Annotated in this window: 21 protein-coding genes; 7 read left to right on the top strand and 14 right to left on the bottom strand. The window is 67.8% G+C overall.

Going from position 1 to position 24,603, the window contains the following annotated elements; translation table 11 throughout:
• Positions 1-38 precede the first annotated feature (38 nt).
• The 4 genes from CLI93_RS01285 to CLI93_RS01270 all read right to left on the bottom strand — a co-directional run bounded on the left by CLI93_RS01285 (position 39) and on the right by CLI93_RS01270 (position 5,803).
• On the bottom strand, positions 39-1,103 hold the full coding sequence (locus tag CLI93_RS01285) for a helix-turn-helix transcriptional regulator (RefSeq protein ID WP_172424371.1): 1,065 nt from the start codon (positions 1,101-1,103) through the stop codon (positions 39-41).
• 297 nt (positions 1,104-1,400) lie between these two features.
• On the bottom strand, positions 1,401-2,735 hold the full coding sequence (locus tag CLI93_RS01280; protein ID WP_095543592.1) for an MFS transporter: 1,335 nt from the start codon (positions 2,733-2,735) through the stop codon (positions 1,401-1,403).
• A gap of 6 nt (positions 2,736-2,741) precedes the next feature.
• Entirely contained in the window at positions 2,742-3,797 is a 1,056-nt protein-coding gene (locus CLI93_RS01275; protein WP_143326473.1) for a class I SAM-dependent methyltransferase, read from the bottom strand.
• An 8-nt stretch (positions 3,798-3,805) separates the two neighbouring features.
• Complete coding sequence (locus CLI93_RS01270) at positions 3,806-5,803, bottom strand: TonB-dependent receptor (RefSeq protein WP_095543594.1); 1,998 nt, start codon at positions 5,801-5,803, stop codon at positions 3,806-3,808.
• Positions 5,804-5,969: 166 nt separating this feature from the next.
• Here CLI93_RS01270 and CLI93_RS01265 point away from each other — a divergent pair, with 166 nt between their 5' ends.
• Positions 5,970-7,031 carry a helix-turn-helix transcriptional regulator gene (locus CLI93_RS01265; RefSeq protein ID WP_095543595.1) on the top strand — a complete coding sequence of 354 codons (1,062 nt, stop codon included), beginning with the start codon at positions 5,970-5,972 and terminating at the stop codon, positions 7,029-7,031.
• Here CLI93_RS01265 and CLI93_RS01260 read toward each other — a convergent pair.
• Together CLI93_RS01260 and CLI93_RS01255 are read right to left on the bottom strand one after the other, a co-directional pair.
• On the bottom strand, positions 6,953-8,203 hold the full coding sequence (locus tag CLI93_RS01260; protein WP_095543596.1) for a hypothetical protein: 1,251 nt from the start codon (positions 8,201-8,203) through the stop codon (positions 6,953-6,955). The two genes, CLI93_RS01265 and CLI93_RS01260, sit on opposite strands and share 79 nt — an antisense overlap.
• A 162-nt stretch (positions 8,204-8,365) precedes the next feature.
• On the bottom strand, positions 8,366-9,145 hold the full coding sequence (locus tag CLI93_RS01255) for an IclR family transcriptional regulator (protein WP_095549130.1): 780 nt from the start codon (positions 9,143-9,145) through the stop codon (positions 8,366-8,368).
• A 213-nt stretch (positions 9,146-9,358) separates the two neighbouring features.
• Here CLI93_RS01255 and CLI93_RS01250 point away from each other — a divergent pair, with 213 nt between their 5' ends.
• A complete protein-coding gene (locus CLI93_RS01250; RefSeq protein ID WP_095995822.1) occupies positions 9,359-10,822 on the top strand; it encodes an AlbA family DNA-binding domain-containing protein in 1,464 nt (487 codons plus the stop codon).
• Complete coding sequence (locus CLI93_RS01245) at positions 10,815-11,354, top strand: HIT family protein (protein WP_095995834.1); 540 nt, start codon at positions 10,815-10,817, stop codon at positions 11,352-11,354. Before CLI93_RS01250 ends, CLI93_RS01245 begins: the two co-directional genes overlap by 8 nt.
• A gap of 102 nt (positions 11,355-11,456) precedes the next feature.
• Here the strand turns inward: CLI93_RS01245 and CLI93_RS01240 are convergent, their stop codons facing one another.
• A complete protein-coding gene (locus tag CLI93_RS01240) occupies positions 11,457-15,599 on the bottom strand; it encodes a non-ribosomal peptide synthetase (protein WP_095995823.1) in 4,143 nt (1,380 codons plus the stop codon).
• A 12-nt stretch (positions 15,600-15,611) separates the two neighbouring features.
• Positions 15,612-15,863, bottom strand: a complete 252-nt coding sequence (locus CLI93_RS01235) for a phosphopantetheine-binding protein (protein WP_095543507.1) — start codon at positions 15,861-15,863, stop codon at positions 15,612-15,614.
• 180 nt (positions 15,864-16,043) lie between these two features.
• Here CLI93_RS01235 and CLI93_RS01230 point away from each other — a divergent pair, with 180 nt between their 5' ends.
• The 3 genes from CLI93_RS01230 (at position 16,044) to CLI93_RS01220 (ending at position 18,691) form a co-directional block, all read left to right on the top strand.
• The gene (locus tag CLI93_RS01230; RefSeq protein WP_095543508.1) at positions 16,044-16,544 is read left to right on the top strand and encodes a flavodoxin domain-containing protein; all 501 of its coding nucleotides are present in this window, start codon (positions 16,044-16,046) and stop codon (positions 16,542-16,544) included.
• Positions 16,545-16,613: 69 nt separating this feature from the next.
• Positions 16,614-17,876, top strand: coding sequence for a putative DNA modification/repair radical SAM protein (locus CLI93_RS01225; RefSeq protein WP_095543509.1), 1,263 nt, complete (start codon positions 16,614-16,616; stop codon positions 17,874-17,876).
• Complete coding sequence (locus CLI93_RS01220) at positions 17,873-18,691, top strand: TIGR03915 family putative DNA repair protein (protein ID WP_095543510.1); 819 nt, start codon at positions 17,873-17,875, stop codon at positions 18,689-18,691. Before CLI93_RS01225 ends, CLI93_RS01220 begins: the two co-directional genes overlap by 4 nt.
• Positions 18,692-18,763: 72 nt before the next feature.
• On the opposite strand, the gene CLI93_RS01215 is transcribed toward CLI93_RS01220, so the two are convergent.
• The 6 genes from CLI93_RS01215 to CLI93_RS01190 all read right to left on the bottom strand — a co-directional run bounded on the left by CLI93_RS01215 (position 18,764) and on the right by CLI93_RS01190 (position 23,060).
• Positions 18,764-19,315 carry an NUDIX hydrolase gene (locus CLI93_RS01215; RefSeq protein ID WP_095543511.1) on the bottom strand — a complete coding sequence of 184 codons (552 nt, stop codon included), beginning with the start codon at positions 19,313-19,315 and terminating at the stop codon, positions 18,764-18,766.
• An 8-nt stretch (positions 19,316-19,323) separates the two neighbouring features.
• The gene (locus CLI93_RS01210; RefSeq protein ID WP_095543512.1) at positions 19,324-20,022 is read right to left on the bottom strand and encodes a fumarylacetoacetate hydrolase family protein; all 699 of its coding nucleotides are present in this window, start codon (positions 20,020-20,022) and stop codon (positions 19,324-19,326) included.
• 32 nt (positions 20,023-20,054) lie between these two features.
• Positions 20,055-20,705 carry a glutathione S-transferase family protein gene (locus CLI93_RS01205; RefSeq protein WP_095543513.1) on the bottom strand — a complete coding sequence of 217 codons (651 nt, stop codon included), beginning with the start codon at positions 20,703-20,705 and terminating at the stop codon, positions 20,055-20,057.
• A gap of 57 nt (positions 20,706-20,762) precedes the next feature.
• On the bottom strand, positions 20,763-21,614 hold the full coding sequence (ugpE, locus tag CLI93_RS01200; protein WP_095543526.1) for a sn-glycerol-3-phosphate ABC transporter permease UgpE: 852 nt from the start codon (positions 21,612-21,614) through the stop codon (positions 20,763-20,765).
• A 10-nt stretch (positions 21,615-21,624) separates the two neighbouring features.
• Positions 21,625-22,506, bottom strand: coding sequence for a sn-glycerol-3-phosphate ABC transporter permease UgpA (gene ugpA / locus CLI93_RS01195; RefSeq protein ID WP_095543514.1), 882 nt, complete (start codon positions 22,504-22,506; stop codon positions 21,625-21,627).
• Positions 22,507-22,610: 104 nt separating this feature from the next.
• The gene (locus CLI93_RS01190; protein ID WP_095543527.1) at positions 22,611-23,060 is read right to left on the bottom strand and encodes a CBS domain-containing protein; all 450 of its coding nucleotides are present in this window, start codon (positions 23,058-23,060) and stop codon (positions 22,611-22,613) included.
• A 217-nt stretch (positions 23,061-23,277) separates the two neighbouring features.
• Here CLI93_RS01190 and CLI93_RS01185 point away from each other — a divergent pair, with 217 nt between their 5' ends.
• Positions 23,278-24,579 carry an O-acetylhomoserine aminocarboxypropyltransferase gene (locus CLI93_RS01185; protein WP_095543515.1) on the top strand — a complete coding sequence of 434 codons (1,302 nt, stop codon included), beginning with the start codon at positions 23,278-23,280 and terminating at the stop codon, positions 24,577-24,579.
• Positions 24,580-24,603 lie beyond the last annotated feature (24 nt).

The following is a 24,603-nucleotide window of genomic DNA, read 5'->3' as shown; positions in this document are numbered from 1 at the left end:
CGGGAAACGGCTGGCCCGGACGGGAAATTAATCAGGCGTCAGGATGTGCGCTCGCGCAGGCTGGATGGCAGGTGGCCGTGCGCCTGCGCAAAGGCGCGGGCAAAGCGGCTGGCGCTGGCATAGCCCACGTGGCGGGCCACCTCCTGCACGCTCAAGCGCCCTTCTTCCAGCAAGGCCGCGGCCTGCTGCATGCGCAACTGGCGCAGGTAAGCGGCCACGCCCAGGCCGGTGCGGGCCTTGAAGTCGCGCTTCAGATAGCACTCATTGGTGCCGATGCGTCGCGCCAGCGTGTGGATGGAAAGGGGCTGGGCGTATTCGGCGTGGATGATGTCCAGCGCCTCATCCACGGCGCGGCGCTGGCGCGCGTGCAAGGGGCTGTGCGCGTGCGCATCGGGCAGGGCCAGCCACTGCCCCAGCAGGCCCAGGGCCAGCCCTTCGAGCTGCAGGCTGTGCGCCAGGGTCATGCCCGGCGCGCTGCCTGGCCCGTTGCTGCCCTGCCAGGCCATGTGCAGGGCCAGCAGGCGGGCGGCGTCGCGCCGCATGGCCGCGTCCATGGGCAGGGCGTTGATGGGCTGCAAATCATTGCGGCGCCGCAGGCAATGCAGCAGGCGCTGCTCGGCCAAGTGCCCTTCGGGCTGGGCCAGCCAGTGCAGCAAGGCGGTATGCGGCAAGGCCAATGCCACGTAACGCACCGTGCCGGGGTGAACAAGCTGACCCCTCTGGCAATCGGCCACGCCGCAGCCCCAGTACATCGCGCCCTCGCCATCCATGTGCTCGCGCTGCCCGCTGCTGTCGCGCCAGCTCATGCCGCCAGCAATCGGGTAGAACAGGGTGAGGGCGCTGGCATCGGGCTGGTCTGCGGGCTTGAAACGAACCCCTTTGGGCGTCTGCATGTGAAAGCTGCACAACGCCAGGCCGCCGGGCATTTCCGCCAGGCCCGCGCAGCCGCGCATGGCGCTCTCGGCGAACACGCTGCGCGCCTCGCGCCGCCCGCCGGCCACGTCGCTGACCGGCAGCCAGCGCCCCAGATTGCGCTGCATGCAGTCAAACGGCAGCAAGGGCTCGCCGCCGCTGGCCGTGGCCGCAGCAGCGGAGGCAGACAAGGCATCAGGGGCGCACGACATGCGGCAAGGCTCCAATCCGGGGTGTCCCGACAGTCCGGCAACCCGGCAGGGCGGGCCTGCGGAATGCCGTATTGCAAATGACTTGCATTTTGCATCAAAGGGCTGCCCATCTCGTCTGCATCGTATGAACAGGTGTATGGATGCCGCACGTTAGAGCATTCCAATGGCTACGGGAGCACTTTCAGCGCCAGCAGTTTGCGGGCGCTGATGTCCTTGTAGATGCTGTTGTGAGGCAGCTTGAGAGCTTGCAGCAGCTTGACGCCAAAGCACAGAGCCTCAGCCATTGCCTGCGATCGCATCGCGCAGCCGCCAGCTCAGCGCGCAGACCAGGGCCAGCCAGGCTGTCAGTGCGCCCAGCATGGCGCCGTAGCCCAGGTGGTCGAGCAGCAGGCCAGCCAGCAGCGGCGCCAGCGAGCGGGCGCTGATGAACAGGCTGGACTGGATGCCGTAGTCCAGCGCCTGCAGCGGCGTGCGGGTGTGGCGCATCATCAGGCCGAACAGCAGCGCTGCGCTGGCGCCCATGGCCATGGCCAGCGTAGCGGCGGCGGCCAGCAGGGCCGGTTTGCCCAGGCCGCTGGCCACGGCAGTGCCCAGAGCGGCCATGGCCAGCAGGTTGAAGCCAGCAAACAGCGGCAGGGTGCGGCGCACGCCTATCCGGTGGGTCAGGTGTGCGCTGGTCAGGCTGGCCAGGGCGCTGAGCAGGCCGCCGGCCACGCCAACGCCCCAGGCGATGTGTTCTTCGGCAAAGCCTTGGTCGAGCATCAGGGGCTTGAGATACACCCAGCCAGCGCCCACGGCGGGGAAATAGCACAGCAGCAGCAGCGCCCAGGCCCGGCGCGGCTTGGGCTGGAAATAGGCCAGTACATTGGCTGGCACATTGGTCAGCCGAGCTTTTGGGCGTGCCGCTTCTGGGGGCTGCCCGGCGCCTTGGGGCGGTGGCGGGATGGCTGCCGTTGTGGCGCTCGTGTGCAGCGGCAGCAGAAGCAGGGCCAGGATGCCGACGAGCACGGCGATGGCCAATGTGGCAAAGGGCCAGAACCAGCCCAGCCGGGCGTGCAGCACCAGCATCAGACCGCCGCCTGCGATGGCGCCCAGCGAGGTGGCGGCCGAGCGGATGGCGCCCGCGCGGGTGTGCTCGGATGGCGGCAGGATGCGGATGGCCAGGGCGTTGATGGGCACGTCGGCCCAGGTGCCCAGCAGGTTGGCGAGCATGAGCAGTGCGAACAGGGTTTGGGGTGTGGTGTTGTGCAGCGGGTGCAGCGCCAGTGCCAGCAGCGCGGCGGCGTAGGCCAGGCCCAGCGCCAGGGCCCAGTTGCGGTAGTTGAGCGCGCCGTGCCTGCCAGCGCCACGCAAGTTAGCGTCACGCCCCAAGGGCCAAGGCAAGGGCCAGCGCTCGATGGGGGCGGCGAGGGCGAATTTCAGCATGGCGGGCAGGCCGGCCAGTTGCAGCAGGCCGATGTCGGTGCCGCTCCAGCCGTGCTGGCGCAGCACCAGCGGCAGGCCGATGAACAGATAGACGGTGGGCGCGGTCAGCGCCAGGTTGAGCCAGCCGATCAGCCCTTGCTGCGGCCACCAGTGGCGCGATGGCGTGTGCGTTTGCCGTGTGTGCATGGGATTTCAGCTCAGAGGGGCGCGGCCTGCATGTACCCAGACCGGGGCCATGGGCAAGGTAGCCAGGCCCAGGGTTTGGATTTCCGTCAGGCCCGCCTGCGCCATCAGGCGGGGGATTTCGCCTTCCTGCGGCAGGTATTGGCCGCGCAGGGCCAGGGGGCCATAGAAGGGCAGGGTTTGAGCCGCCAGTTCGGCGTGGCGGGTCTGCTCGGCATGGGCCAGCAGCAATAGGCCGCCGGGCTGGAGCGCGGCGCGGGCCTGACGCAGCAGGGCCAATGGGTCGCGCAGAAAGTGCAGCAGGGCCGAGCACCAGATCAGGCCGTAGCCTTCTTCCCCCGCCAACGCGGGAAAGTCTTCATTCAGATCGCAGGCCTGGGCGCGCAGGCGGGCGCTCAGGCCCGCAGCCTGGATGTTGTCCTCTGCCACAGCTGCCGCTTCGGCCTGGTCGCACACCGTGCCCTGCCAGCCGGGCAGGCGCTGCGCCAGGGCGATGGCAACCCAGCCTGGTCCGCCGCCCAGGTCGAGAAAGTGGCCGCGCTCGGGCAGCGCGTGCAGGGTGTCGAGCAAGGCCAGGGCGGCCGGCGCGGTGATGGCCTGCTGCTCTTGCGCGATGTGCTGGCGCGCGGCCTCGCCCCAGGTGGTCAAGGGCGCGGGCGTGGCAGCGGGGGCGTTGCCGCCGTGGCGCAGCAGCGCAGGCCATTGCGCGGCGAACTGGCGCAGAAAGCGCATGCGAAACAGCCAGGCCTGGGCGATGTTCTCGCCGCTGCCCTCGGTCAGCCAGCGCTGCGCCTGGGGCGAGGCTGCGTACAGCGGCGCGCCGGGGTGGGCGGAGCGCTCGTGCCGGGCCAGCCAGCCCATGCTCCACAAAAGCTCCAGCCACAGGGCCGTGGCCTTGGGGGCCAGCGCCAGGCGCTGAGCTACGGCGTCGGCTGGCAGGGGCTGGCGCAGCAGCGGCAGCAGACCCAGCTCCAGCGCCTGCTCCAGTGCGTTGGCCTGCATGGGGGCGGCGGCCATGGCCCATAGCGAGGGCAAGGGGTTGTGCAAAGGGGCATGCAAGGGCATCGCGCACCTCAATGCTGCCAGCTCAGGCGCAGGCCGATTTCGCGCGGCGGGCTGTAGACGGTGACAAAGCCGTTCTGATAGCCCACGGCGTCGTAGGCGGTGTTGCCGGCATTGCGCACGTGGGCGCTGATCTCCCAAGGCCCGCGCTGGTAGCCTGCGGCCAGGTTGAGCAGCACGTGGCCACGGCGCTGGTGGCGGTTGGCGGCATCCAGATAGACCTTGCCGCTGCCCGTCAGGCCGGCTTGGGCGTACCAGCCCTGAGGCGCGTCGTAGCGCAGGCTGGCATGGCCGCTCAGGCGCGGCGCAAAGGGATTGCGTTTGCCGCTGTAGTCGGCCGCGCCATCGACAAAGCGCGCAAAGCGCGTGCGGTTGGCGGCCAGCCCGGCCTTGAGTTGCCAGCCCCCGCCGAGCAAATAGTCCAGATCCCACTCCAGCCCTTGGGAGCGCGCGCTGGCGGCATTGGTCAGGTACATGAAGCCCGGCCTGGGCATTTGCATCACCTGCATGTCGCCGATGCGCATGTGGTAGAGCGCCAGCGTGTAGCGCAGGCGCTTGTCCAGCGCCCAGCCCTTGAGGCCGGTTTCGTAGGACCAGCTCGTCTCCGGCGCGAAGGGCGCGTGGTCGGTGGCCACCGACAAGGCATTGAAGCCGCCGCTGCGCACCCCTCGGCTGACGCTGGCATACCACTGCTGCTGGGGCTGCAATTGGTATTGCAGCGCCAGCTTGGGCGAGAGGTGGCGCCAGGACTGCCGCTGCGCGGCCTGGCCCTGCGGCGTGATGCGGGCGCGCTGCTGCTCGATGCGCGCACCGGCGGCCAGGCTCCAGCGCTCGCTCAAAGGCAGGCTCCAGTGCGTGAACCAGGCCAGCGTGCGCTTGTCCATCTGCGAGCGCGGCTGGTCGAGCTGGCCCATGCGCTGGCTGCGGTAGTGCAGGTGGTGGCGGTCTTGTCCAAGATAGAGGCCGCCCAGCCATTGGGCCTGACCCAGCCGCCCTTCCACCCGCAATTCCTGCGACAGCGTGCGCAGCCGGTTGTCGCGGCCGACGTGCAGTGCATCGGCCGGGCCGAAGTCCGTGTCCTGCTGCGTGTGGTCGGAAAAACGGCTCCAGGCCGTGATGGCATGCCAGCGCAGGCCAGCGCCCCCATCGTGCGTGGCGTGCAGCGACAGCGATTGCCCTTTGCTGCGGTTCCAGCCGGGCGTGCCCGAGGCCACCTGCGCGCGCGGCTGGCGCGGGCTGCCCCAGCGGTTGGCGCCGTCGTCGTAGTCCTGCCGCGCGTAGCGCAGCACAGCCTCGGTGTGGGCCGTGGGCGTCCAGCGCAGGCCCAGCTTCAGCTGGCTGTTTTGGCGTGCGTCGTCCCGCCCGCCCGTGTGCTGGTTGCGGATGAAGCCCTGCTGGCGCATGGCGCTGGCGGCGATGCTGGCGTAAAGCTGGCCCTCGACCACAGGCCGGCTGAGCGCGAACTGCGCGCGCCGCAAATTGCGGCTGCCCAGCTCGGCGGCCACGCGGGTGCGCGGCGTGCCATCGATGGGCTGGCTGTGGATGGCGATCACCCCGGCCTGGGCGTTGGCGCCGTACAGCGTCGATTGCGGGCCGCGCAGCACTTCGATGCGCGCCACATCCAGCAGCGCGTCCTCAAAGCCCTGCGCCGTGGGCGTGGGCACGCCATCGACCAGGAGCAGCGCCGAGGTGGCAAAGCTGTTGAAGTTGGCCGTCAGCCCGCGCAGCACTGGCGCATTCAGGCCCGTCTGGCCGAAGGGCTGGAAGGACAGGCCCGGCGCTCGCCCTTCGAGCTGGCTCAGGCTGTGCAGGTTGTCGGCCTGCACGTCCAGCGCATCGAGCACGACCACGCTGGCGGGCGTTTGCTCCAGCGCCTGCGGCGTTTTGTCGGCGGTGACGATGATGGCGGGCAACTGCGCCGGGGCGGCCGCGCCCTGTGCCAGGGCTGTGGCAGGCAAGGCCAGCGCCAGCGGCAGGGCGCTGGGCCAGCGGGAAAAACGGGTTCTCATGTCGTGCTCCGAAAGGCGTTTTTGTGCCTGGGCACTGTAAATTTTTTGTGAGAATTGCTCTCATTCAAAACATAGGCATTCCGGAGCAAGACATAGGCAATCCGGACTGTCAGGCTCCCGCGTGCCAAGGGGCAGGGGCCCAAAGCCACAAGCCAAGGACGACGCCATGCCAGAACCCGCCGCAACCGCCAGCGCCGCAAAGCCCATCGAAGACAACGCCATCACCAGCGCCGACGGCGCGGCCAGGGCGCGCGGCTGGCAGCGCCAGGCGCTGCCGCCACAGGCGGGCGAGTGCTACAGCGAGTTCCTGCCCGTGGCAGATGGGCTGACGCTGGCCTATTCGCACTACGCGCCCCGCCGCGATCTGGTGCAGCGCAGCGAGCAATCCCACGCCGGGCGCGTGCTGATCTTGACGCTGGGCCTGCAAGGGCATTCCTTCACCCTTGATGGCGCAGGCCAGCGCTTTGACTTCGCCAGCGGGCACAGCACCATCAGCGCCTTTGCCCGCGTGCAGGGGCAAAGGCATTTCCCCGCCGGGCAGACCACCCGCCAGTTGCGCCTGCTGGTGCAAGAGCGCGCCTTGCACCAGTACGGCTTGCAAGCCGCGCTGGCCGATATGGCGCAGGCAGAGCAGGCGCGGCTGCTGTTCTTTGGCCGCAGCGATGGCGCGGCCCAGCACCTGGCCCAGCGCCTGCTGCACCTGCGCGCGCAAAGCCGCGCATCCCAGGCGATGAACTCGGCCATGACTGCGCCCAGCCCTCTGCAGTGGCACATCGCCAGCCTCAGCCTGCTGGCCGAGCTGCTGCGGCATCTGCCAAGCGGCGCACCAGCCCAGGCCGATGCCACGGCCCCTGCGCGTCGCTTGCGCGGCAGTGAGCAAGACAGCCTGCTGCGCGCCCGCGAGTTGCTGATGCAGCAGTACGCCCAGCCGCTGAGCATCGGCTACCTGTGCACGGCCGTGGGTTTGAGCGAATGCCAGCTCAAGCGGGGCTTTCGGGCGCTGTTTGGCACCAGCGCCTACCGCATGCTGACCGCCATCCGCATGGAAAAAGCCCGGGAGCTGCTGGAGCAGGGGCTGTACGTCTCCACCGTCGCCTACCGCGTGGGCTACCAGCATCCCTCCAGCTTCAGCGCCGCCTTTGAGCGCTACTACGGCATGCCGCCCAAGAGCCTGATCGCAAAGTCGTCGCGCACGCGCGGCTCCAGCAGCGCCGCGCCGTTGCGGTAGCGCAGATTGCCGCTGGCGCCCAGGATGCGCGCCGGCGCGTGCAGCAGGGTCTGGAAGAAGCTGGCCGCATCGGCAAAGCGCCGGTGGCCGGCGAGGGCGTCCGTCTCCGACAGCAGCACGCAGCCGGCCAGCGGCCCTTGCGTGGGCAGGATCCAGTATTCGCGCTCCATGCCGCACTGGGCAAAGCACACGGCGCTGTGCAGCCAGTCGGGCAGGGCGCCTGGCTGCTCGGGCCAGCCGTGCTGGCGCGCCGCTTGCAGCATGCGGGCCTGTTGCTGGGCCCATTGCTCGATGGCAAAGAGCTGCAGCCCGACGGTATCGCCGTGGCAGAACAGGCGCGCGCCGTTGTGGCTGGCGTAGGCGGCCAGCAGACTGGTCAGCGGCGCGCCCCACAGGGCTTGGTAGAACTCCAGCAAATCCGGCTCGGGCGCGGGCTGGCTGTGGTGTTGCATGGGCAGCCAGGCGCTGGCGCCATCGGCCAATGCCTGCAGCGCCAGGCCTTGGTGCGCTTCGATGATGGCGTGCAGGGCTGGCGGCTGGCCGGGGCCATCGCCCTGCAGCCTCTGCGGGTGGGGTGGCGTTTGCAGCTGGGGGGCGTGGGCATCCGCGCCGCCAGTGGTGAGCGTAGCGTGGGCGCTGGCGGTGATGGCGGCGGGCAAGGGCAGCTGGGCCAATTCATCGCGCAGCAGCTGCGCCACGGTGTGGGCAAAGGCTTCGCCATGCAGGTCGATGGCGGCGTCGGTGCCGGCCCAGTCCTGGCCGTCGAAATGTTCCTGCTCGGTGGCCTGAGTGCTGAAGTGCAGGTCTTCGTGGCCGAGTTGGCTGAAGGTGATGGTCAGCGGCGGCTGGGCCTGGCCTTGCAATGCCTGGCTGAGGATGTCGGCCAGCATCTCCTGCCCGGCCAGCGCGGCCAGGGCCTGGATGCGCTGCAGCGCTGCGCGCTCGTGCGCCAGCCAGAGGGCGATGGACTGCCTGCCCAGGCAAAAGCGCAGCAAATCCCACCAGCCCTGCCAGGCCGGCTGCAGCGGCCCCTGGGCCTGCTGCGCCTGCAGCTGCTGATGCAGCTGGTCGAGCAGCCAGAAGGGGCTTTTGTGCGCGGCCTGCCGGGCCAACTGTTCGAGCAGCGGCTCGCCGACCGGCGTGGCAGGGCTTGAGGTGGGCGTGGGCGTCATGGCTCAGAACCTGTGCGAGATCTCGGGGCGAGTGGGCAAGAAATGGTTTGGGATGGGCCGCAAGGCGCAGAGTACAGCGGCTATGGCGAGGCTTTGCAACGCAAGCAGATCGCCCCGATCCGCGCGCTTGCCCGCCGTGCAGGGGTCTTGACGGGCGCTGACTCAGTGGCCGGGCTGGCCCAGCGCGGCAGAGATTTTGCTGGCGGTGGTCTGCAGCCTGGGCACCCAGCTTTCCTCCAGGCGGCCGCTGGGCGCGGAGATGGACAGGCCGGCCACCAGCTTGCCCTGGTCATCGTAGATGCCTGCGGCAATGCAGTTCACGCCCAGCTCCAGCTCCTCGCGGTCTTGCGCCAGACCGCTTTGGCGCACGCGGTGCAGCTCGCGCTCGAGCACGTCCAGCTTGGTGATGCTGTTGCGCGTATTGCCTGCCAGGCCGGTGCGTGCAGCGTAGGCGCGCACCCAGTGCGGCTCCTGCGCGGCCAGGAACAGCTTGCCGGTGGATGTCAGGTGCAGCGGCGCATGGCCGCCAATGGCGCGCACCACCTGCATGCCCGAGCGCTCGCTGAAAGCGCGCTCGATGTAGACGATCTCATCGCCCTGGTGGATGGACAGGTTGATGGCCTGCTGCGTGCTGCGGTGCAGCTCGCGCATCAGCGGCAAGGCCACGTCGCGCACGCTCAGCCGCGCCTTGACCAGATTGCCCAGCTCCAGCAGGCGCAGCCCCAGGCGGTAGCTGCCGGCCTCGGGCCGCTCCACCAGCCGCCCGATGACCAAATCGTTGAGGATGCGGTGCGCGGTCGAAGGGTGCAGCCCGGTGGCCTCGCTGATCTCTTTCAGGGAGATGGCCTGGGCGTGGCTGGCCAGAAAATCCAGGATGGCGTACATGCGCTCGAAGACCTGGATGCTGGGCGTTTGCCGTGGGGGTGTGTCGTGAAGGCGCATGGCAGAAAGTGGCGTGGCGGCAGGCACCTGCTCAAAAAACAATGCTCGGTGTGAAATGGGCAATCTTAGAGCCTGTGAAGCGCATCCAATCAGGCCAATCCATTACAGTCTGCCTCCAGCACAGCATCCAAGGCCTGAAATACAGATGAACTTCCCCAGATCTTTCGCGATGTTGAAACCTCGGGCTGAAGGCCAAGGGCGAGGACAACGGGCATGAGCACGGCCATTGAGCAACTCCTGCTGCAGCCTGAAGGCAAGACACTGGAGTTCAAGCGCGACCTGAGCTCACCGCGCAATGCGCTCAAGACACTGGTGGCATTCGCCAATTCGGCCGGTGGGCGTTTGGTGATTGGGGTGGATGACGCGCGCCAGGTGACGGGTGTGATCGAGCCGCTCGATGAGGAAGAGCGAATCTGCAATCTGATTGCAGACTCGATCGCTCCGCGTCTGGTGCCCCAGGTGGAGCTGGCCAGCATTGACGGGCGAACGGTGCTGGTGGTCGAGGTCTTTCCCAGCAACTCTCGTCCGCATTATTTGAAGTCACTGGGCCCGCAGCAGGGTGTGTATGTGCGGCTGGGCTCCAGCAGCCGCCAGGCGGGGCCAGAGCTGGTGGCTGAGTTGGGCCGAGCTGCGCAAGGCGTTGTATTCGACGAGTTGCCCATGCCCGAGTTGGGCCCGCAGGATCTGGATCTGCAAGCGGCGCAGCGCTGGTTCGGGCCTCGTCGCATATTGGATGAGAAGGCGTTGACGACGCTCAAGCTGCTGCGCCACGAGCAAGGCCGACTGGTGCCCACGCAAGGGGCAGTGCTGTTGTTCGGCAAAACACGTGCGCAGTACTTCCCCGATGCCTGGGTGCAGTGTGGTCGCTTTCGAGGCCGCGACAAGGTGGAAATTTTCGATCAAACGGAGATCCACGAACACTTGCCCGATGCGATGACGGCGATCGAGCTGTTTCTGAAAAAACATGCCTTCAAGAGCGCCCAGTTCGGGGCCATGCGCCGCAAGGACGTTTGGAGCATCCCGCTGGGCATGTTGCGCGAGGCCATCGTCAACGCGCTCGTGCACAGCGACTACTCCCAGCGGGGCACGCCCATCCGTGTGGCGTTCTTCGACGACCGCATCGACATCGAAAGTCCGGGCCTGCTGCTGCCGGGCATGACGGTGGAGGACATGAAAAACGGCGTCTCCCGGATTCGCAACCCAGTCATTGCTCGCGTGTTCCGTGAGTTGCAGCTGATCGAGCAATGGGGCAGTGGTGTGCGCCGCATCTTTGCCGATGCCGCCGAACAGGGCCTGCCCGAACCCGTCATCACCGAGATCGCAACGGGGCTGCGCCTGAGCATTTACCTGCGAGAGCCTATGCAGGTCGATCGCCAGAGCCCAGAGTCCCTGGGGGCCCAGTCAGAGGCCCAGTCAGAGGCCCAGTCAGATAGGGTATTGCAGTTGCTGACTGCCGGCCCCTCATCTGCCAATGCCTTGGCTCTGGGACTGGGCCTGAAGACCAAGACCGGGGCGCTCAAACGCACGATCAAGGCTTTGGTCGAGCAGGGCCTGATCGCCTACACGGTGCCGAACAAGCCCGACAGCCGCCTGCAGCAGTACCGTTTGACCGAAGCAGGCCGGAAAGCCTTGGCACGCCTGACCCCTGCCGCTTCATTGAAAGATGACCATGCGTGATACCCGAGAGTCCCGAGAGCCTGCTTCCCCTTGCCCTGAGGGCCTTGAGCCGCAACTGCTGCAGCTGCCGCCGCCCGGCGAGCGCGCGCCCGGTTGCGCGCTGTGCCAGGAAGGCGGCGGGCGCGTGGTGTTTGCCCACCCCTTGCTGCGTCTGGTGCACGCCCAGGAGCCGGGGCTGGAGGCCTTCTACCGCATCGTCTGGACGGCGCACGTGCGCGAATGGAGCGAGCTGCCCGCGTCGCAGCAGTGGCTGTGCATGCAGGCCGTGGCGGCGGTGGAGCGGGCCATGCGCGAGGTGATTGCGCCGCACAAGGTGAACCTGGCCTCGCTGGGCAATGTGGTGCCGCACCTGCACTGGCACATCATTGCCCGCTATGAGTGGGATGGGCATTTCCCCGCGCCGGTCTGGGCGCCGGCGCACACCGCGCCGCAGGATCTGCCGCCGCAGCGCCTGCAATGGCTGCGCGAGCGCCGTCCGGCGCTCGAAGCGGCCATGTGCGCTGGCTTGCAGGCGGTGTTGCTGCGCAGTTGAAAGTCTGTGCCGGCCAGCAGTGCTTGGCGCATGCACTGCAGACCGCCCGATCCGCTTCATTGCCCGCTGGGCAGCGATTTGGGAACTGGCCGTTGGCAGCTTTCAGGGCGAGAACAGCTGCGGCGCGATGGCGGCCGTGGCCTCGGGGCCGGTGAGCTCGGCGTGCAAAAAAGGCACTTGCAACGTGCGCAGCTGCGCGGCGTAGGGGGCCCAGAGCTGGGCCTGCAGATGCGGCTTGTGCTGGTGGTCGCGCCCGGCGCGTACGTGGGTGAGCAAGCCCTCGTAGCGGCGGTGCTGGTGCTGGCGGATGAGGCGGTTGGTGTCGGTGACTACGCGCACCACGCCGGCCAGCGCGGCATCGGGCAGGTGGCCCAGGGCGGTGTCGCCCTGGCGCAAAAAGGCAATGACTTTGTCCTGGGTGTCCAGCTCGGGGTGGCCTTCGGGGTCGTAGCCGGCCACGGCCAGCAGGGCGCGCAAGGCCTGAATGGGGCTGGGCTCGGGCTCGGCGCGCCAGGCGTCGGCAGGGTAGGCGTCCAAGAGCGCCAGCAGGCCGACGCTGCCGCCGTTGGCCTGCACGTGCACGGCCATGGCCTGGGCGATGATGCCGCCCACCGACCAGCCCAGCAGGTGCAGCGGCCCCTGGGGCTGGATCTGGCGCGCGCGCTGCACGTACTGCGCGGCCAGCGCGTCGATGCTGTGCGGCAGTGGTTGATCGGGCGCCAGCGCGGGCGATTGCAGCGCGTAGACGGCGCGCGGCCGGGCCTGGGCCGGCATGCCCGGCGTGCGCTGCGGGTGCGCCAGGGCGCGAGCCAGGTGCCGGTAGCCCCAGCCGATGCCGCCGGCGGGGTGGATGACGAACAGCGGCGCGGCGTCGCCGCCCAGGCTGCCGCTGGGCTGGGCCTGCCGAGGCGCCGGGGCTGTGGCTGCGGCTGCGGCAGTGGTTTCGGCCGTCTCGGCAGCGCTGGGCGTGGCCAGGGCGATCAGCGGCGCCAGGCCGTCGTCGAAGGACACGCGCTCGTCGTCGATCAGCGCCGCCAGGCCTTGCACGCTGGGCTGGGCGAAGACGCCGCCCAGCCCCGGGTTGCGCTGCCAGTGTTGCTGCACAGCCAGCAGCAGCTGCACGGCGCTCAGAGAATCGCCGCCCAGGCTGAAGAAGTCGCTGTCGGCGCCAATGTGCGCCAGCGGTTGCTGCAGGACCTCGGCAAATATCTGGGCCAGCTGGCGCTGCGTGGCGGTTTGCAGCGGCTGCGGCGCAACCCCCTGGCCAGGGCGGCCAAAGTCTGGCGCGGGCAGGGCGCGGCGGTCGAGCTTGCCGTTGGCCGTGACGGGCCAGCGTTGCAGCGCCACGGCGGTGCTCGGCACCATGTAGTCGGGCAGTTGGCTGGCCACGCAGCGCAGCAGCGCGGCGCTGTTGAGCGGGCTGTGCTCGGCCTTGGGCTGTACGTAAGCCACGAGTTTTTTATCGCCGCGCTCGTCCGTGTGGACGATGACGCTGGCGCGTTCGAGCATGCCGCTGCGCAGCAGGGTGGCGTCGATCTCGCCCAGTTCGATGCGCAGGCCGCGCAGCTTGATTTGCTGGTCGCTGCGGCCCAGGTATTCGAGTGCGCCGTCGGCGCGCCAGCGCGCCAGGTCGCCGCTTTTGTAGATGCGCTGGCCAGGGCGGTGCGGGTCAGGCACAAAGGCTGCGCCTGTGAGGTCCTCGCGCCCCAGATAGCCGCGCGCCAGTTGCACGCCGCCCAGGTACAGATCGCCGGCCACGCCCGGCGGCAGTGGGCGCAGCTGGGCGTCGAGCACGTACAGCCAGGTGTTCCAGACCGGGCGGCCAATGGGCACGGGCTGGGCGTTGTCGTCCGGCCCGGCGTCCCAGTAGCTCACGTCCACGGCGGCCTCGGTGGGGCCGTAGAGGTTGTGCAGCTGGCTGTGCAGCGTGGCGTGCAGGCGCTGGCGCAGCGAAGCGGGCAGCTCTTCGCCGCTGGTGAAGATGCGCCGCATCTGGATGCCGCGCGCTTGTGGCTCGGCCAGGAAGGCCGCCAGCATGGAGGGCACGAAGTGGCAGGTGCCGATGCGCTGCTGGCGGATGATGCGCGCCAGCCAGGCCGGGTCGCGGTGCGCCTCGGGCGGGGCGATGACCAGCGTGCCACCGCACAGCAGCGGCAGGAAGAACTCCCAGACGGAGACATCGAAGGTGGCCGGGGTTTTTTGCAGGATGCGGTCGCTGGCGTCGAAGCCGTAGTGCTGGCGCATCCATTCCAGCCGGTTGACGATGGCCTGGTGTTCGATCATCACGCCCTTGGGCTCGCCGGTGGAGCCGGAGGTGTAGATCACGTAGGCCAGGTGCTGGGGCTGGGGCGCGGGCAGCGGCTGGGCTGCATCGGGCGCGGCCGGCGCAGTGGGCCAGGCCGCTGGCGGCAGGCAAGGCAGCCCGGCGGGCAGGCGCGCGGCATCGGCCTGCAGCGCCAGGGCGCAAACGGGGCGGGCCAGCTGCAAGATGCGCGCCAGTCGCTCGCTGGGGTGTTGCAAATCCAGCGGCAGGTAGGCGCCGCCGGCGCGCAGCACGGCCACCAGGGCGATGAGCAGCTCCAGCGAGCGCGGCAGCGCCACGGCCACCAGGGCGTCGGGCCCCACGCCCTGGGCAACCAGCGCCTGGGCCAGGGCGCTGGTGCGCGCATCCAGCTCGGCGTAGCTCAGGCTTTGGCCTTCGTACTCCAAGGCCGTGGCCTGGGGGCTGCGCTGCATTTGCGCTTCGATCAATGCGGCCAGCGTGGTGTGCGGCACCGGGTGCGCGGTGGCATTGAAGTCGAACAGGCAGCGCTGGGCCTCGGCCTGGCTGGCCAGGCGCAGCTCGCCCAGGGTATTGGCCAGCCACGCCTGAGCGATGAACTCGGGCAGGCGCTGCAGGTGCGCCTGCAGTTGCTCTGGCGTGTAGAGATTGGGGTTGGCCTCCAGCTCCAGCTCCAGCGCCTGGCGGGCATCTCCGCGAAAGCCGATGGTCAGATCGTCGATGGGGCCGGTGCCCAGGATTTCCAGCTCCGTCTGCAGGCTTGGCAGGCGCACGGGCTGGTAAAAGGGTTGGACGTTGATCAGCGCGCCATACAGGCGGCGCTGCCCGCCCAGCAGACCCAGGTCGCGGCGCAACTGCTCGCTGCGGTAGCGGCCATGGCGGCGCGCCTGCAGTTGCGCGCGGGCCATGGTCTGCAGCCAGGGGGCCATGGCCTGCTCGTCACTGGCGGCCACGGGCAGGGGCAGCACATTCATCACCATGGCAGGCACGCGGGCGCTGGCGCTGCCCAGCCGTCCCATGAAGGGGATGCCCACCACGGTTTGCGCGGCTGCAGCCATGCGCTGGCAGTACAGCGCCACCAATGCCGTGAGCACGTCGGGCCAGGGGATGGCCTGCTGCTGGGCAAAGGCCAGCAGGGCCTCGCGCCAGGCCTGCGGCAGTGCGATGCTCAGGCGCAGGCAGTGGTGCGCGGCCTGGGCCTTGGCGTGCGGCTGGGCCGAGAGGCTGGCGACCTCGATCGCGGGCGTGAACAGCTCGCGCCAATAGGTCGCATCGGCCTGGCAGGGCGCGCTGTCCGGGTAGGCCAGAGCCTCGTCGATGACCGGTTGCAGCGGCCCCAGCGGGCGCGATGCAGCGGTGCTTGTGGCCGCATCGGGCCGGGTTTGGCGGGCCTGCAGCGCGGCGTCGTACAGCGCAGTGACGCGGCCTTCCCACAGCGCCATGCCGTAGCCATCGCACAACAAATGGTGGGCGCGCTGGTACCAGCAATAGCGTCCGGGGCCGAGTACGAACAGGCATTGGCGCGCCAGTCGATCGCGCGTGGGATCGAGCGGGCGGGCCATGTCGGCCTGCATGGCCTCTTGTGCGACCTGCTTGGCCTGCTCTGCGTGCTCTGCGCACTGGCTGGAGTCTGGCTGGGACTTTGAACAGGTTCTCAGGTCAATGATTTCCAGCTCGGGCACGTGCGCTGCATCCAGCCACTGCTGCACGCCCTGGCCATCTGCGCGCAGGCCAAAGCGCAGGCACAGCGCCTGGGCCTCGCGCGCGGCCTGGTTGGCCGCCTCTGCAAAGGCCGCTACGTCCAGCGAGCCTTGCAGCCACAGTGCATGGCCGGTGTTGAAGCTGGGGTTGCCAGGGTCGAGCTGCTGGGCATACCACAGCCCGGTTTGGGCGGGCGTCAGCGGCCAGGGACCACTGGATGCAATGTCGGCTTGCGCCGCATCGGAAGACGTCTGGGCGGACATGGCGCGGGGGCTTCAGTGGCCCATTTGCGCCAGGCGCTGCTGTACCACTTGCCACCAGCCGCGCAGCGTGGTGTGTTCGGCGATCTCGGAGAAATCCAGGCCAATGCCGGTTTCGTTCCAGGCCAGCAGCAGGTTGAGCACGCGCATGGAGTCCAGGCCCCAGTCAATCAGGTTGTCGTCCAGCGCGATGGCGTCTGGGCTTTCGTGCAGCATGCGGGCAATGTCGGCGCGCATGCGCTCCAGGGTGAGCAGTTCTTGGGGCATGGGAGAGGTAACAAGGCCTGTGCAGCGCTTGCCAGGCCGAAAACAAGGGACAATCCGCGATTGTGCCAGAGCCTGGGGAATGAAAATCGTTCTTGAAGCCTGCCCACTGGCACAGACGCTTGCCTCTGCCCTAGCCCCGCACAGCATCCACAGGCTTTGCACGACACACATACACGATCTATGAAACTCACCATCCTCGTAGGCACGGTCAGCGACACGGCCTGGTACGTGGCCCAGGCCGTGGAGCAGGCCCTGCGCAGTACGGCCGCCCCTGGCCAGGAGCTGGAGATCGAGCTGCTGCTGGCCGACGCGCAATGCACGGGCGAGCTGCTGGAGCAAATCAGCGCCCAAGGGCTGCTGCTGGTGTGCACCTCCACCCACGGCAGTGGCGAGGTGCCGGAGAACCTGCAGCCGCTGTACGCCGATCTGGACATGCGGCCACGCTACCTGGGGGCCTTGCGCTATGGCGTCATCGCGCTGGGCGATCAGTTTTACGGCGAGACCTTTGCCGCAGGCGGGCGTCTGTTTGATGCCCGCCTGCAGGACCTGGGCGCGCAGCGCATCGGTGAGCTGCTGGTGCTCGACGCCAGCGACCCGGCCGACCCCGAAGAACAGGCCGCCGCCTGGGCGCCGGGCTGGCTGCAGCAGGCCCGTGAGGCCTTTGGGGATGGTTTGGCTTGAGGAGCTGGGCACAAATCCGCAGAGGCACACGGCGCTGCGCCCCGGGCAGTTATTTCTTAACATCCCCGCATGGAGACCATCAAAAAAATCGCCATCCTTGCCGATGCGGCCAAATACGACGCTTCCTGCGCATCCAGTGGGGCAGGCAAACGCAATTCGGTCAAAAGCGGCGGCATCGGCAGCACCGAGGGCATGGGCATCTGCCACAGCTACACCCCGGACGGGCGCTGCGTCTCGCTGCTCAAGCTGCTGCTGACCAATTTCTGCATCTACGACTGCGCCTACTGCGTCAACCGTCTCTCCAGCAATGTGCCCAGGGCGCGTTTTGCCATCGATGAACTGGTGAAGCTGACGCTGGATTTCTACAAGCGCAACTACATCGAAGGGCTGTTTCTCTCCAGCGGCATCATCCGCTCGGGCGACTACACCATGGAGCAGATGATCGAGGTGGCGCGGCGGCTGCGCGAGCAGCATCGTTTTGCCGGTTACATCCATCTGAAGACCATTCCTGGATGCAGCGATGCGCTGCTGGCCGAGGCGGGGCGCTATGCCGATCGCCTCAGCGTCAACATTGAGCTGCCCACGGAGGCTGGCTTGGCTGAGCTGGCGCCGGAGAAAACCCATGCCGGCATCCACGAGGCCATGGGTGCCGTGAAGTGGCGCATCGACGAGGCGCGCGAGGCGCGCTCGCCCAAAGTGCGGGCCATGGCGGGCCGCCCGGCCGGGGTACGCGCGCCGCGTTTTGCCCCCGGCGGGCAGAGCACGCAGATGATCGTGGGCGCCGATGCGGCCAACGATGCGCAGATCCTGCGCACCAGCGCACGGCTGTATGGCGATTACCACCTGCGCCGGGTGTATTACTCGGCCTTCAGCCCGATCCCGGATGCCTCGCGCCGCCTGCCAGCCAAGGCGCCGCCCTTGCTGCGCGAGCACCGCCTGTACCAGGCCGATTGGCTGCTGCGCTTTTACCAGTACGAGGTCGAGGAAATCGCCGATGCCCGCAGCGATGGCATGCTCGATCTGGACATCGACCCCAAGCTGGCCTGGGCGCTGCGCCATCCCGAGCGCTTTCCGGTCGATCTGAACCGCGCGCCCAAGGAGATGCTGCTGCGTGTGCCTGGCCTGGGCGTGCGCAATGTGCAGCGCATCATCGCCAGCCGCCGCAGCGGCGCCTTGCGGCTGGCCGACATCGCACGGCTGCGTGCGCCGATGAAGAAAATGCTGCCCTTCATCCTGCTCCCCGACCACCACCCGCGACGCCAGCTCGATGATCCGGCCGCACTGCGGCAGTGGCTCACGCCCAAGCCACGGCAGGGGGATTTGTTCGCATGAGCCACTGGCAGGCACGGGTGACGCCGCCATGGTCGCTCGAAGCCTGGCGCGCCCAGGCCCGCCAGGCCTGGTGCGCGGCCATTGCGCCCGAGGCGCTGGACTGGCTGGCCGGCGATGAACGCACTTTGATCGCTGCTGCGGCAGTGGCCCAAGCGCCTGTGCAGCGGCCTGCGCCCCATGTGCCCAAGAATTTCCTGGCGCTGGCCATGCAGGTGCTTTGCCACCGCGATCCGCAGCGTTTTGCCCTGCTGTACCGGCTGTTGTGGCGGCTGGCCTCGGGCGAGCGTGGGCTGCTCGACAGAGTGACCGACCCGGATGTGCATCACGCAATGCGCCTGGCGCAGGCCGTGCGCCGCGATACGCACAAGATGAAAGCCTTCGTGCGTTTTCGCGAACTGCCCGGGCAGACCGATGCTTTTGTGGCCTGGTTCGAGCCCGAGCACTGGATCGTCGATCGCGTGGCGCCGTTTTTTGCCCGGCGCTTCACCGGCATGCGTTGGTGCCTGCTGACCCCGTACCGCAGCGCCGCCTGGGATGGCACGCAGCTGCAATACGGCCCCGGTGCGCAGCGCGAGGCCGCGCCCGGCGAGGATCCGGGCGAGGCGCTGTGGCAGACCTATTACGCACACATCTTCAACCCCGCGCGCCTGAACCCGCGCATGATGCGCCAGGAGATGCCGCAGAAATACTGGCATCTGTTGCCTGAGACGCAGCTCTTGCCCCAGCTGATGGGCGAGGCCGGCGCGCGGGTGCAGGCCATGACCGAGCGCGAATGGCAGCCGCCCAAGCGCCGCATTGGCAAGCCGCCAGCCTGATGGATGCCCTGCACGAATCGCCGCGCCCAGTGCATTTGCAGGCTCGGGCGGTTGAGCGCTGCAAGGCGCGGGCTATTCGATCACCAGGTCGTGCAGGCTGAAGCGGCCGGCCTGGCGGTCGGCGAAGAAGCGCTGCAGGGTCAGGCGCGTGGTGTGGAAGGCCAGCTCGTCCCAGGGGATTTCGTCTTCGGCGAACAGCTGCGCTTGCTGGGTTTCCGGGCCGGGGGCGACTTCGGGCCCGTGCATGGCGGCCTGGTAGAACAGGTGTACCTGGCCCACGCGAGGCACGCTGATGATAGAAAACAGTGGGCCCAGCGCGACTTCAATACCTGCTTCCTCGCGGGTTTCGCGCGCCGCGCCCTGGGCGGTGGTTTCGTCCAGCTCCATGAAGCCGGCCGGCAGCGTCCATTTGCCACGGCGCGGCTCGATATTGCGCAGGCACAGCAACACCTTACCCTGCCAGACGGGGATGGTGCCGACCACGTTCAGCGGATTCAGGTAGTGGATGGTGTGGCAGGCCGGGCAGACGGCGCGCACCCGGGTGTCGCCATCGTCGGGCACGCGGTGCTCTACAGGCTGGCCGCAGGCGCGGCAGAAGCGGATCAGGTGGCGCGGTGTCGTCATGGCGGTATTTAAAGCACCATCACGCGCAGCTCGGGCAGGCCGGCGATGCGCGCCTGCATCTGCTGGCCAGGCAGCACGGGGCCGACGCCGGCGGGCGTGCCGGTGAAGATCAGGTCGCCCGGTTGCAGCTCCCAGGCCTTGGAGAGGGTGGCGATGACTTCGGCCACGCTCCAGATCAGCTCGGCGGTGTTGCCGCTTTGGCGCAGCTGGCCGTCCACGTCCAGTTCGATGCTGGCCTGCTCGATGGCGCCGACCTGGGCCTTGGCCACGATGGGGCCGATGGGCGCGCTGTGCTCGAAGCCCTTGGCAATGGACCAGGCGCGGCCGGCTTTTTTCTGCTGCGCCTGCAGGTCGCGGCGCGTCATGTCCAGGCCCACGGCGTAGCCCCAGACGTGCTCCAGCGCCTGGGCCACGGGGATGTCGCGCCCGCCGCGGTGCAGGGCGGCGACCAGCTCGACCTCGTGGTGCAGATCTTCGGTCAGGCTGGGGTAGGGCATCTGGCCCACCAGGCCGCCTTCGGCCACGCTGAGGATGGCATCGGCGGGCTTGAGGAAGAAGAACGGCGGCTCGCGGCCGCTGGCGCCCATCTCCTGGGCGTGCTTGGCGTAATTCTGGCCCACGCAGTAGATGCGGTGCACGGGAAAGCGCTCGGCCTGGCCGAGGATGGCCACGCTGGGGATGGCCGGGGCGGGGAAGAGAAAGCTCATGGTGGCTTTGGGGCAGGGCAGGGACGAAAGGCTCAAAGCAGCCGGGGTGTGCAGGCCTTGGCCTGGGCCAGGGCTTGTTGCACGGCCGGGCGGGCGCTCATGCGCGCGTAGTGGGCGGCGACTTTGGGGAATTCCTCGATGGCCACGTCGTCGCTGGGCAGCCAGCCGGTGACGGTGTAAAGGTAGGCATCGGCCACGCTGTAGTCCTGCCCCAGCGCCCAGTCGCTGCCCTCTGGCAGGTAGTGCGCCTCGATGTAGGCAAAGGCCTCGCGCATGTTCTGCGGCACCTTGGCGCGCATGCTGTCGTGGGCGGCGGCATCGTCGCTCCAGCGCGCGCCGCGTCGGCCGTGGGCATGGGCCACGTGCACGGTGGAGGCCAGGTAGCTGTTGAACTCCTGCAGCCGGGCAAAGGCGAAGGCATCGCCCAGCGGCGCCAGACGCGCGGCGGGAAAGCACTGGGCTATGTAGGCCAGCAGCGCCGGGGTTTCGGTCAGCAGGCCTTGCTCGGTTTGCAGCGCGGGCACGCGGCCCTTGGGGTTGAGGGCCAGATAGGCAGCACTGCGCTGGGCTTGCTGGGTGAAGTCCAGTTGCACCAGCTCAAAGGGCGCGCCCGCCTCGAGCAAGGCGATGTGCGTGGCCTGGGCGCAGGTGCCAGGGGCGGAGTACAGGGTCAGGGTGCTCATGGGGGCTCCAGCAAGAATGGGGGCGGCAAGGCCGTGGGCGCGCGTTATTTTTGCGCGTTATTTTTCTGTATCCACCAGGCCTTTGACGAACCAGCGCTGCATCAGCACCACTACCAGCGCAGGCGGCAGCATGGCCAGAATGGCGGTGGCCATGACCACGTTCCACTGGTTGCCCGAATCGCCGCCAGCGATCATGCGCTTGATGCCAATGACCACGGGGTACATGTCTTCGGAGGTGGTCACCAGCAGGGGCCAGAGGTATTGGTTCCAGCCGTAGATGAACTGGATCACGAACAGCGCGGCAATGCTGGTCTTTGACAGCGGCAGCAGCACATCCTTGAAAAAGCGCATCGGCCCGGCGCCATCGACGCGGGCGGCTTCGACCAGCTCATCGGGCACGGTCAGGAAGAACTGGCGGAACAGGAAGGTGGCCGTGGCCGAGGCAATCAGCGGGATGGTCAGGCCGGCGTAGCTGTTGAGCATGCCCAGGTCGGAGATGACCTGGTAGGTCGGGCCAATGCGCACTTCCACCGGCAGCATCAGCGTGACGAAGATCAGCCAGAAGAACAGCCCCTTGAGCGGGAAGCGGAAATACACGATGGCAAAGGCCGAGAGCAGCGAGATGGCGATCTTGCCCACGGCGATGACCATGGCGGTGACGAAGCTGATCCACATCATGCGCGCTACCGGCGCGGTCGAGCCTGCGCCCTCGCCGCCGCCGAGCAGAGCGGTTTTGTAGGTTTCCCAGAAGTTGCTGCCGGGCAGCAGCGGCATGGGGGCTTGCACGATGTCTTGCGCCGTGTGGGTGGAGGCGACGAAGGCCAGATACAGCGGAAAGCCCACCACGGCAATGCCCAGCAGCATCACTGCATGGGCCAGGATGGTCAGCATCGGGCGGCGTTCAACGATGGTCAACATATCAGTACTGCACTTTTTTCTCGACGTAGCGGAACTGGATCACGGTCAGCGCGATGACGATGACCATCAGCACCACCGATTGCGCAGCCGAGCTGCCCATGTCCAGCGCCTTGAAGCCGTCGTAATAGACCTTGTAGACCAGGATGGCGGTTTCGCGCCCGGGGCCGCCCTCTGTGGTGGCGTCGACAATGGCGAAGGTGTCAAAGAAGGCATAGACCACATTGATCACCAACAGGAAGAAGGTGGTGGGCGAGAGCAGCGGGAACTGCACGGACAGAAAACGCTTGAGCGGGCCGGCGCCGTCGATGGCGGCCGCTTCGAGCAGCGATTTGGGGATGGCCTGCAGCCCGGCCAGGAAGAACAGGAAGTTGTAGGAGATTTGCTTCCAGACTGCGGCCATGACGATCAGCGCCATGGCGTGGTTGGCATTGAGCAGGTGGTTCCAGCGCATGCCGGCCTGCTCCAGCAGGTAGGCCACCACCCCCAGGCTGGGCGAGAACATGAACAGCCACAGCACGCCGGCCACGGCCGGCGCGACGGCGTAGGGCAGCAACAGCGCTGTTTTGTAAACCAGTGCGCCTTTGATGATGCGGTCGGCAAAAACGGCCAGCAGCAGCGACAGGCCGATGCCAGTGACGGCCACCAGCACCGAGAACACCGCCGTGATGCGGAACGAGGCCAGGTAGTTCGAATCATTGAACAGGCGGCGGAAGTTCTCCAGCCCAACCCATTCGCGTGAGAAGCCAAAGGCGTCCTCCATCTGGAAGGACTGCACCAGCGCCTGCCCGGCAGGCCAGAAGAAAAAAATCAAAATCACCGCCATCTGCGGCGCCAGCAGGACCCAGGGCAACCAGGTCGAGCGGAACAAAACCCGTTTTTCCATGCGAAGCGATCAAACGTTCAAAAAAACCCGCGCTGCTCATGGCGCGGGTATGGGGCAAAAGGTGCTTGCCGCAGCGGGCAAGGCGTGTGAGGCAATGCAGTCGATCAGGCGCTGGCGTCCTCCTCAGGCCAATCGCGGATATAGGCCTTGAGCAGCTTGTTCTCCAGGTTCTGGCTGTCGACCACGGTCTTGGCCACGTCGTAGAGGCTGATCACGCCCATCAGCATGCGGTTGTCGATCACCGGCATATAGCGGGCATGGCGGTCAAGCATCATGCGCCGCACTTCGTCCAGTGAAGTCTGTTGCGTGCAGCTCATGGGCGACTCGTCCATGTGCGCGCGCACCGTCACCTTCTCCAGCGCGCCACGGTGTTGCACCATGGCCAGGATGACCTCCCGGAAGGTCAGAATGCCGACCACCTCGCCGTGCTCGACCACTACCAGGGAGCCGATGTCGCGCTCGGCCATGGTCTCGACGGCAACGCTCAAGGCTTCATCGGCGCGCACGGTGTACAGGGTATTGCCTTTGACTCTGAGAATATCGCTGACTTTCATGCGCGGGGTCTCCTGGGTTTTGTCGTGCTGGGCGCTGCGGCCTGCCAAGCTGCGGCATGGGCGACAACAAGCGCCCGGCCTGCGCCAATCAGGCGTGGAATATAGCCCACAATAGCGCCCTCGCAGCCCAAGGACCGCCCTTGGCGGGCGCTTCTGGTGCGCTGCCCGCAAACCTTCCTTTGAACAGGTTCTTAACCAATAACAGGAGACCAACCCCATGGCTGGCTACAGCGATCCCGGCTTTGACACCCTGGCATTGCATGCAGGCGCCGCGCCCGATGCGAGCACTGGCGCGCGCGCCGTGCCTCTGCACCTGAGCACCTCGTTCGTCTTTGAATCTTCCGAGCACGCGGCCTCGCTGTTCAACATGGAGCGCGCCGGCCACGTCTATTCGCGCATCAGCAACCCCACCACGGCGGTGTTGGAGCAGCGCATGGCCGCGCTCGAAGGCGGCGCGGGCGCCATCGCCACGGCCAGCGGTCAGGCTGCGCTGCACCTGGCCATTGCCACGCTGATGGGCGCGGGCGGGCACATCGTGGCCAGCAGCGCCATCTACGGCGGCTCGCAAAACCTGCTGAATTACACGCTGCGCCGTTTTGGCATCGACACCACCTTCGTGCACCCGGGCGATCTGGACGCCTGGCGCGCCGCCATCCGCCCCAACACCCGGCTGCTGTTTGGCGAAACCGTGGGCAACCCCGGCCTGGACGTATTGGACGTGCCCGCCGTGGCCGAGATCGCCCGCGCCGCGCGCCTGCCGCTGCTGGTGGATTCGACCTTCACCACGCCGTATCTGATGCAGCCGCTGGCGCTGGGGGCCGATCTGGTTTACCACTCGGCCACCAAATTCCTCTGCGGCCACGGCACCGTGGTGGGCGGCGTGATCGTCGATGGCGGCGCTTTCGATTGGGATGGCAGCGGCCTGTTCCCTGAGCTGACCCAGCCCTACGAGGGCTTTCACGGCATGGTCTTCAGCGAGGAGGCCACCGCCGGCGCCTTCTTGCTGCGCGCGCGCCGCGAGGGCCTGCGCGACTTTGGCGCGGCGCTCAGCCCCCACAGCGCCTGGACGATTCTGCAAGGCATCGAAACCCTGTCGCTGCGCATGCAGCGCCACATCGCCAACACGGAAAAGGTGGTTCAGTTCCTGGCCAGCCACCCCATGGTCGAGCGCGTGGGCCACCCGCTGCTGGAGAGCCACCCCAGCCATGCGCTGGCGCAAAAGCTGCTGCCCCGTGGCGTGGCCTCGGTGTTCAGCTTCGACCTCAAAGGCAGCCGCGCCCAGGGCAAGGCGTTCGTCGATGCGCTCAAAATCTTCAGCCACCTGGCCAACGTGGGCGATTGCCGCTCGCTGGTCATCCACCCGGCCAGCACCACCCACTTCCGCATGGACGATGCCGCCCTGGCCGGCGCGGGCATCGCCCAGGGCACCATCCGCCTGTCCATCGGGCTGGAGGAGGCCGATGACCTGATCGACGACCTCAAGCGCGCCCTGAAAGCGGCGGAAAAAGCCGCTGCATAAGAAAAACCAGGACAAGGAGCGATA

This window comes from Vandammella animalimorsus (assembly GCF_002288875.1).
Taxonomy (GTDB): Bacteria; Pseudomonadota; Gammaproteobacteria; order Burkholderiales; family Burkholderiaceae_C; genus Lampropedia; species Lampropedia animalimorsus.
This window is presented reverse-complemented; position numbering and strand designations above follow the sequence as displayed.

Coding starts and splice junctions, on each gene's coding strand:
- CLI93_RS01225 (WP_095543509.1), top strand. CDS start 16,614: ATGGAGACCATCAAAAAAATCGCCATCCTTGCCGATGCGGCCAAATAC.
- CLI93_RS01275 (WP_143326473.1), bottom strand. CDS start 3,797: ATGCCCTTGCATGCCCCTTTGCACAACCCCTTGCCCTCGCTATGGGCC.
- CLI93_RS01215 (WP_095543511.1), bottom strand. CDS start 19,315: ATGACGACACCGCGCCACCTGATCCGCTTCTGCCGCGCCTGCGGCCAG.
- CLI93_RS01270 (WP_095543594.1), bottom strand. CDS start 5,803: ATGAGAACCCGTTTTTCCCGCTGGCCCAGCGCCCTGCCGCTGGCGCTG.
- CLI93_RS01230 (WP_095543508.1), top strand. CDS start 16,044: ATGAAACTCACCATCCTCGTAGGCACGGTCAGCGACACGGCCTGGTAC.
- CLI93_RS01250 (WP_095995822.1), top strand. CDS start 9,359: ATGAGCACGGCCATTGAGCAACTCCTGCTGCAGCCTGAAGGCAAGACA.
- CLI93_RS01205 (WP_095543513.1), bottom strand. CDS start 20,705: ATGAGCACCCTGACCCTGTACTCCGCCCCTGGCACCTGCGCCCAGGCC.
- CLI93_RS01265 (WP_095543595.1), top strand. CDS start 5,970: ATGCCAGAACCCGCCGCAACCGCCAGCGCCGCAAAGCCCATCGAAGAC.
- CLI93_RS01185 (WP_095543515.1), top strand. CDS start 23,278: ATGGCTGGCTACAGCGATCCCGGCTTTGACACCCTGGCATTGCATGCA.
- CLI93_RS01255 (WP_095549130.1), bottom strand. CDS start 9,145: ATGCGCCTTCACGACACACCCCCACGGCAAACGCCCAGCATCCAGGTC.
- CLI93_RS01240 (WP_095995823.1), bottom strand. CDS start 15,599: ATGTCCGCCCAGACGTCTTCCGATGCGGCGCAAGCCGACATTGCATCC.
- CLI93_RS01280 (WP_095543592.1), bottom strand. CDS start 2,735: ATGCACACACGGCAAACGCACACGCCATCGCGCCACTGGTGGCCGCAG.
- CLI93_RS01260 (WP_095543596.1), bottom strand. CDS start 8,203: ATGACGCCCACGCCCACCTCAAGCCCTGCCACGCCGGTCGGCGAGCCG.
- CLI93_RS01245 (WP_095995834.1), top strand. CDS start 10,815: ATGCGTGATACCCGAGAGTCCCGAGAGCCTGCTTCCCCTTGCCCTGAG.
- CLI93_RS01190 (WP_095543527.1), bottom strand. CDS start 23,060: ATGAAAGTCAGCGATATTCTCAGAGTCAAAGGCAATACCCTGTACACC.
- ugpA (WP_095543514.1), bottom strand. CDS start 22,506: ATGGAAAAACGGGTTTTGTTCCGCTCGACCTGGTTGCCCTGGGTCCTG.
- CLI93_RS01235 (WP_095543507.1), bottom strand. CDS start 15,863: ATGCCCCAAGAACTGCTCACCCTGGAGCGCATGCGCGCCGACATTGCC.
- CLI93_RS01210 (WP_095543512.1), bottom strand. CDS start 20,022: ATGAGCTTTCTCTTCCCCGCCCCGGCCATCCCCAGCGTGGCCATCCTC.
- CLI93_RS01220 (WP_095543510.1), top strand. CDS start 17,873: ATGAGCCACTGGCAGGCACGGGTGACGCCGCCATGGTCGCTCGAAGCC.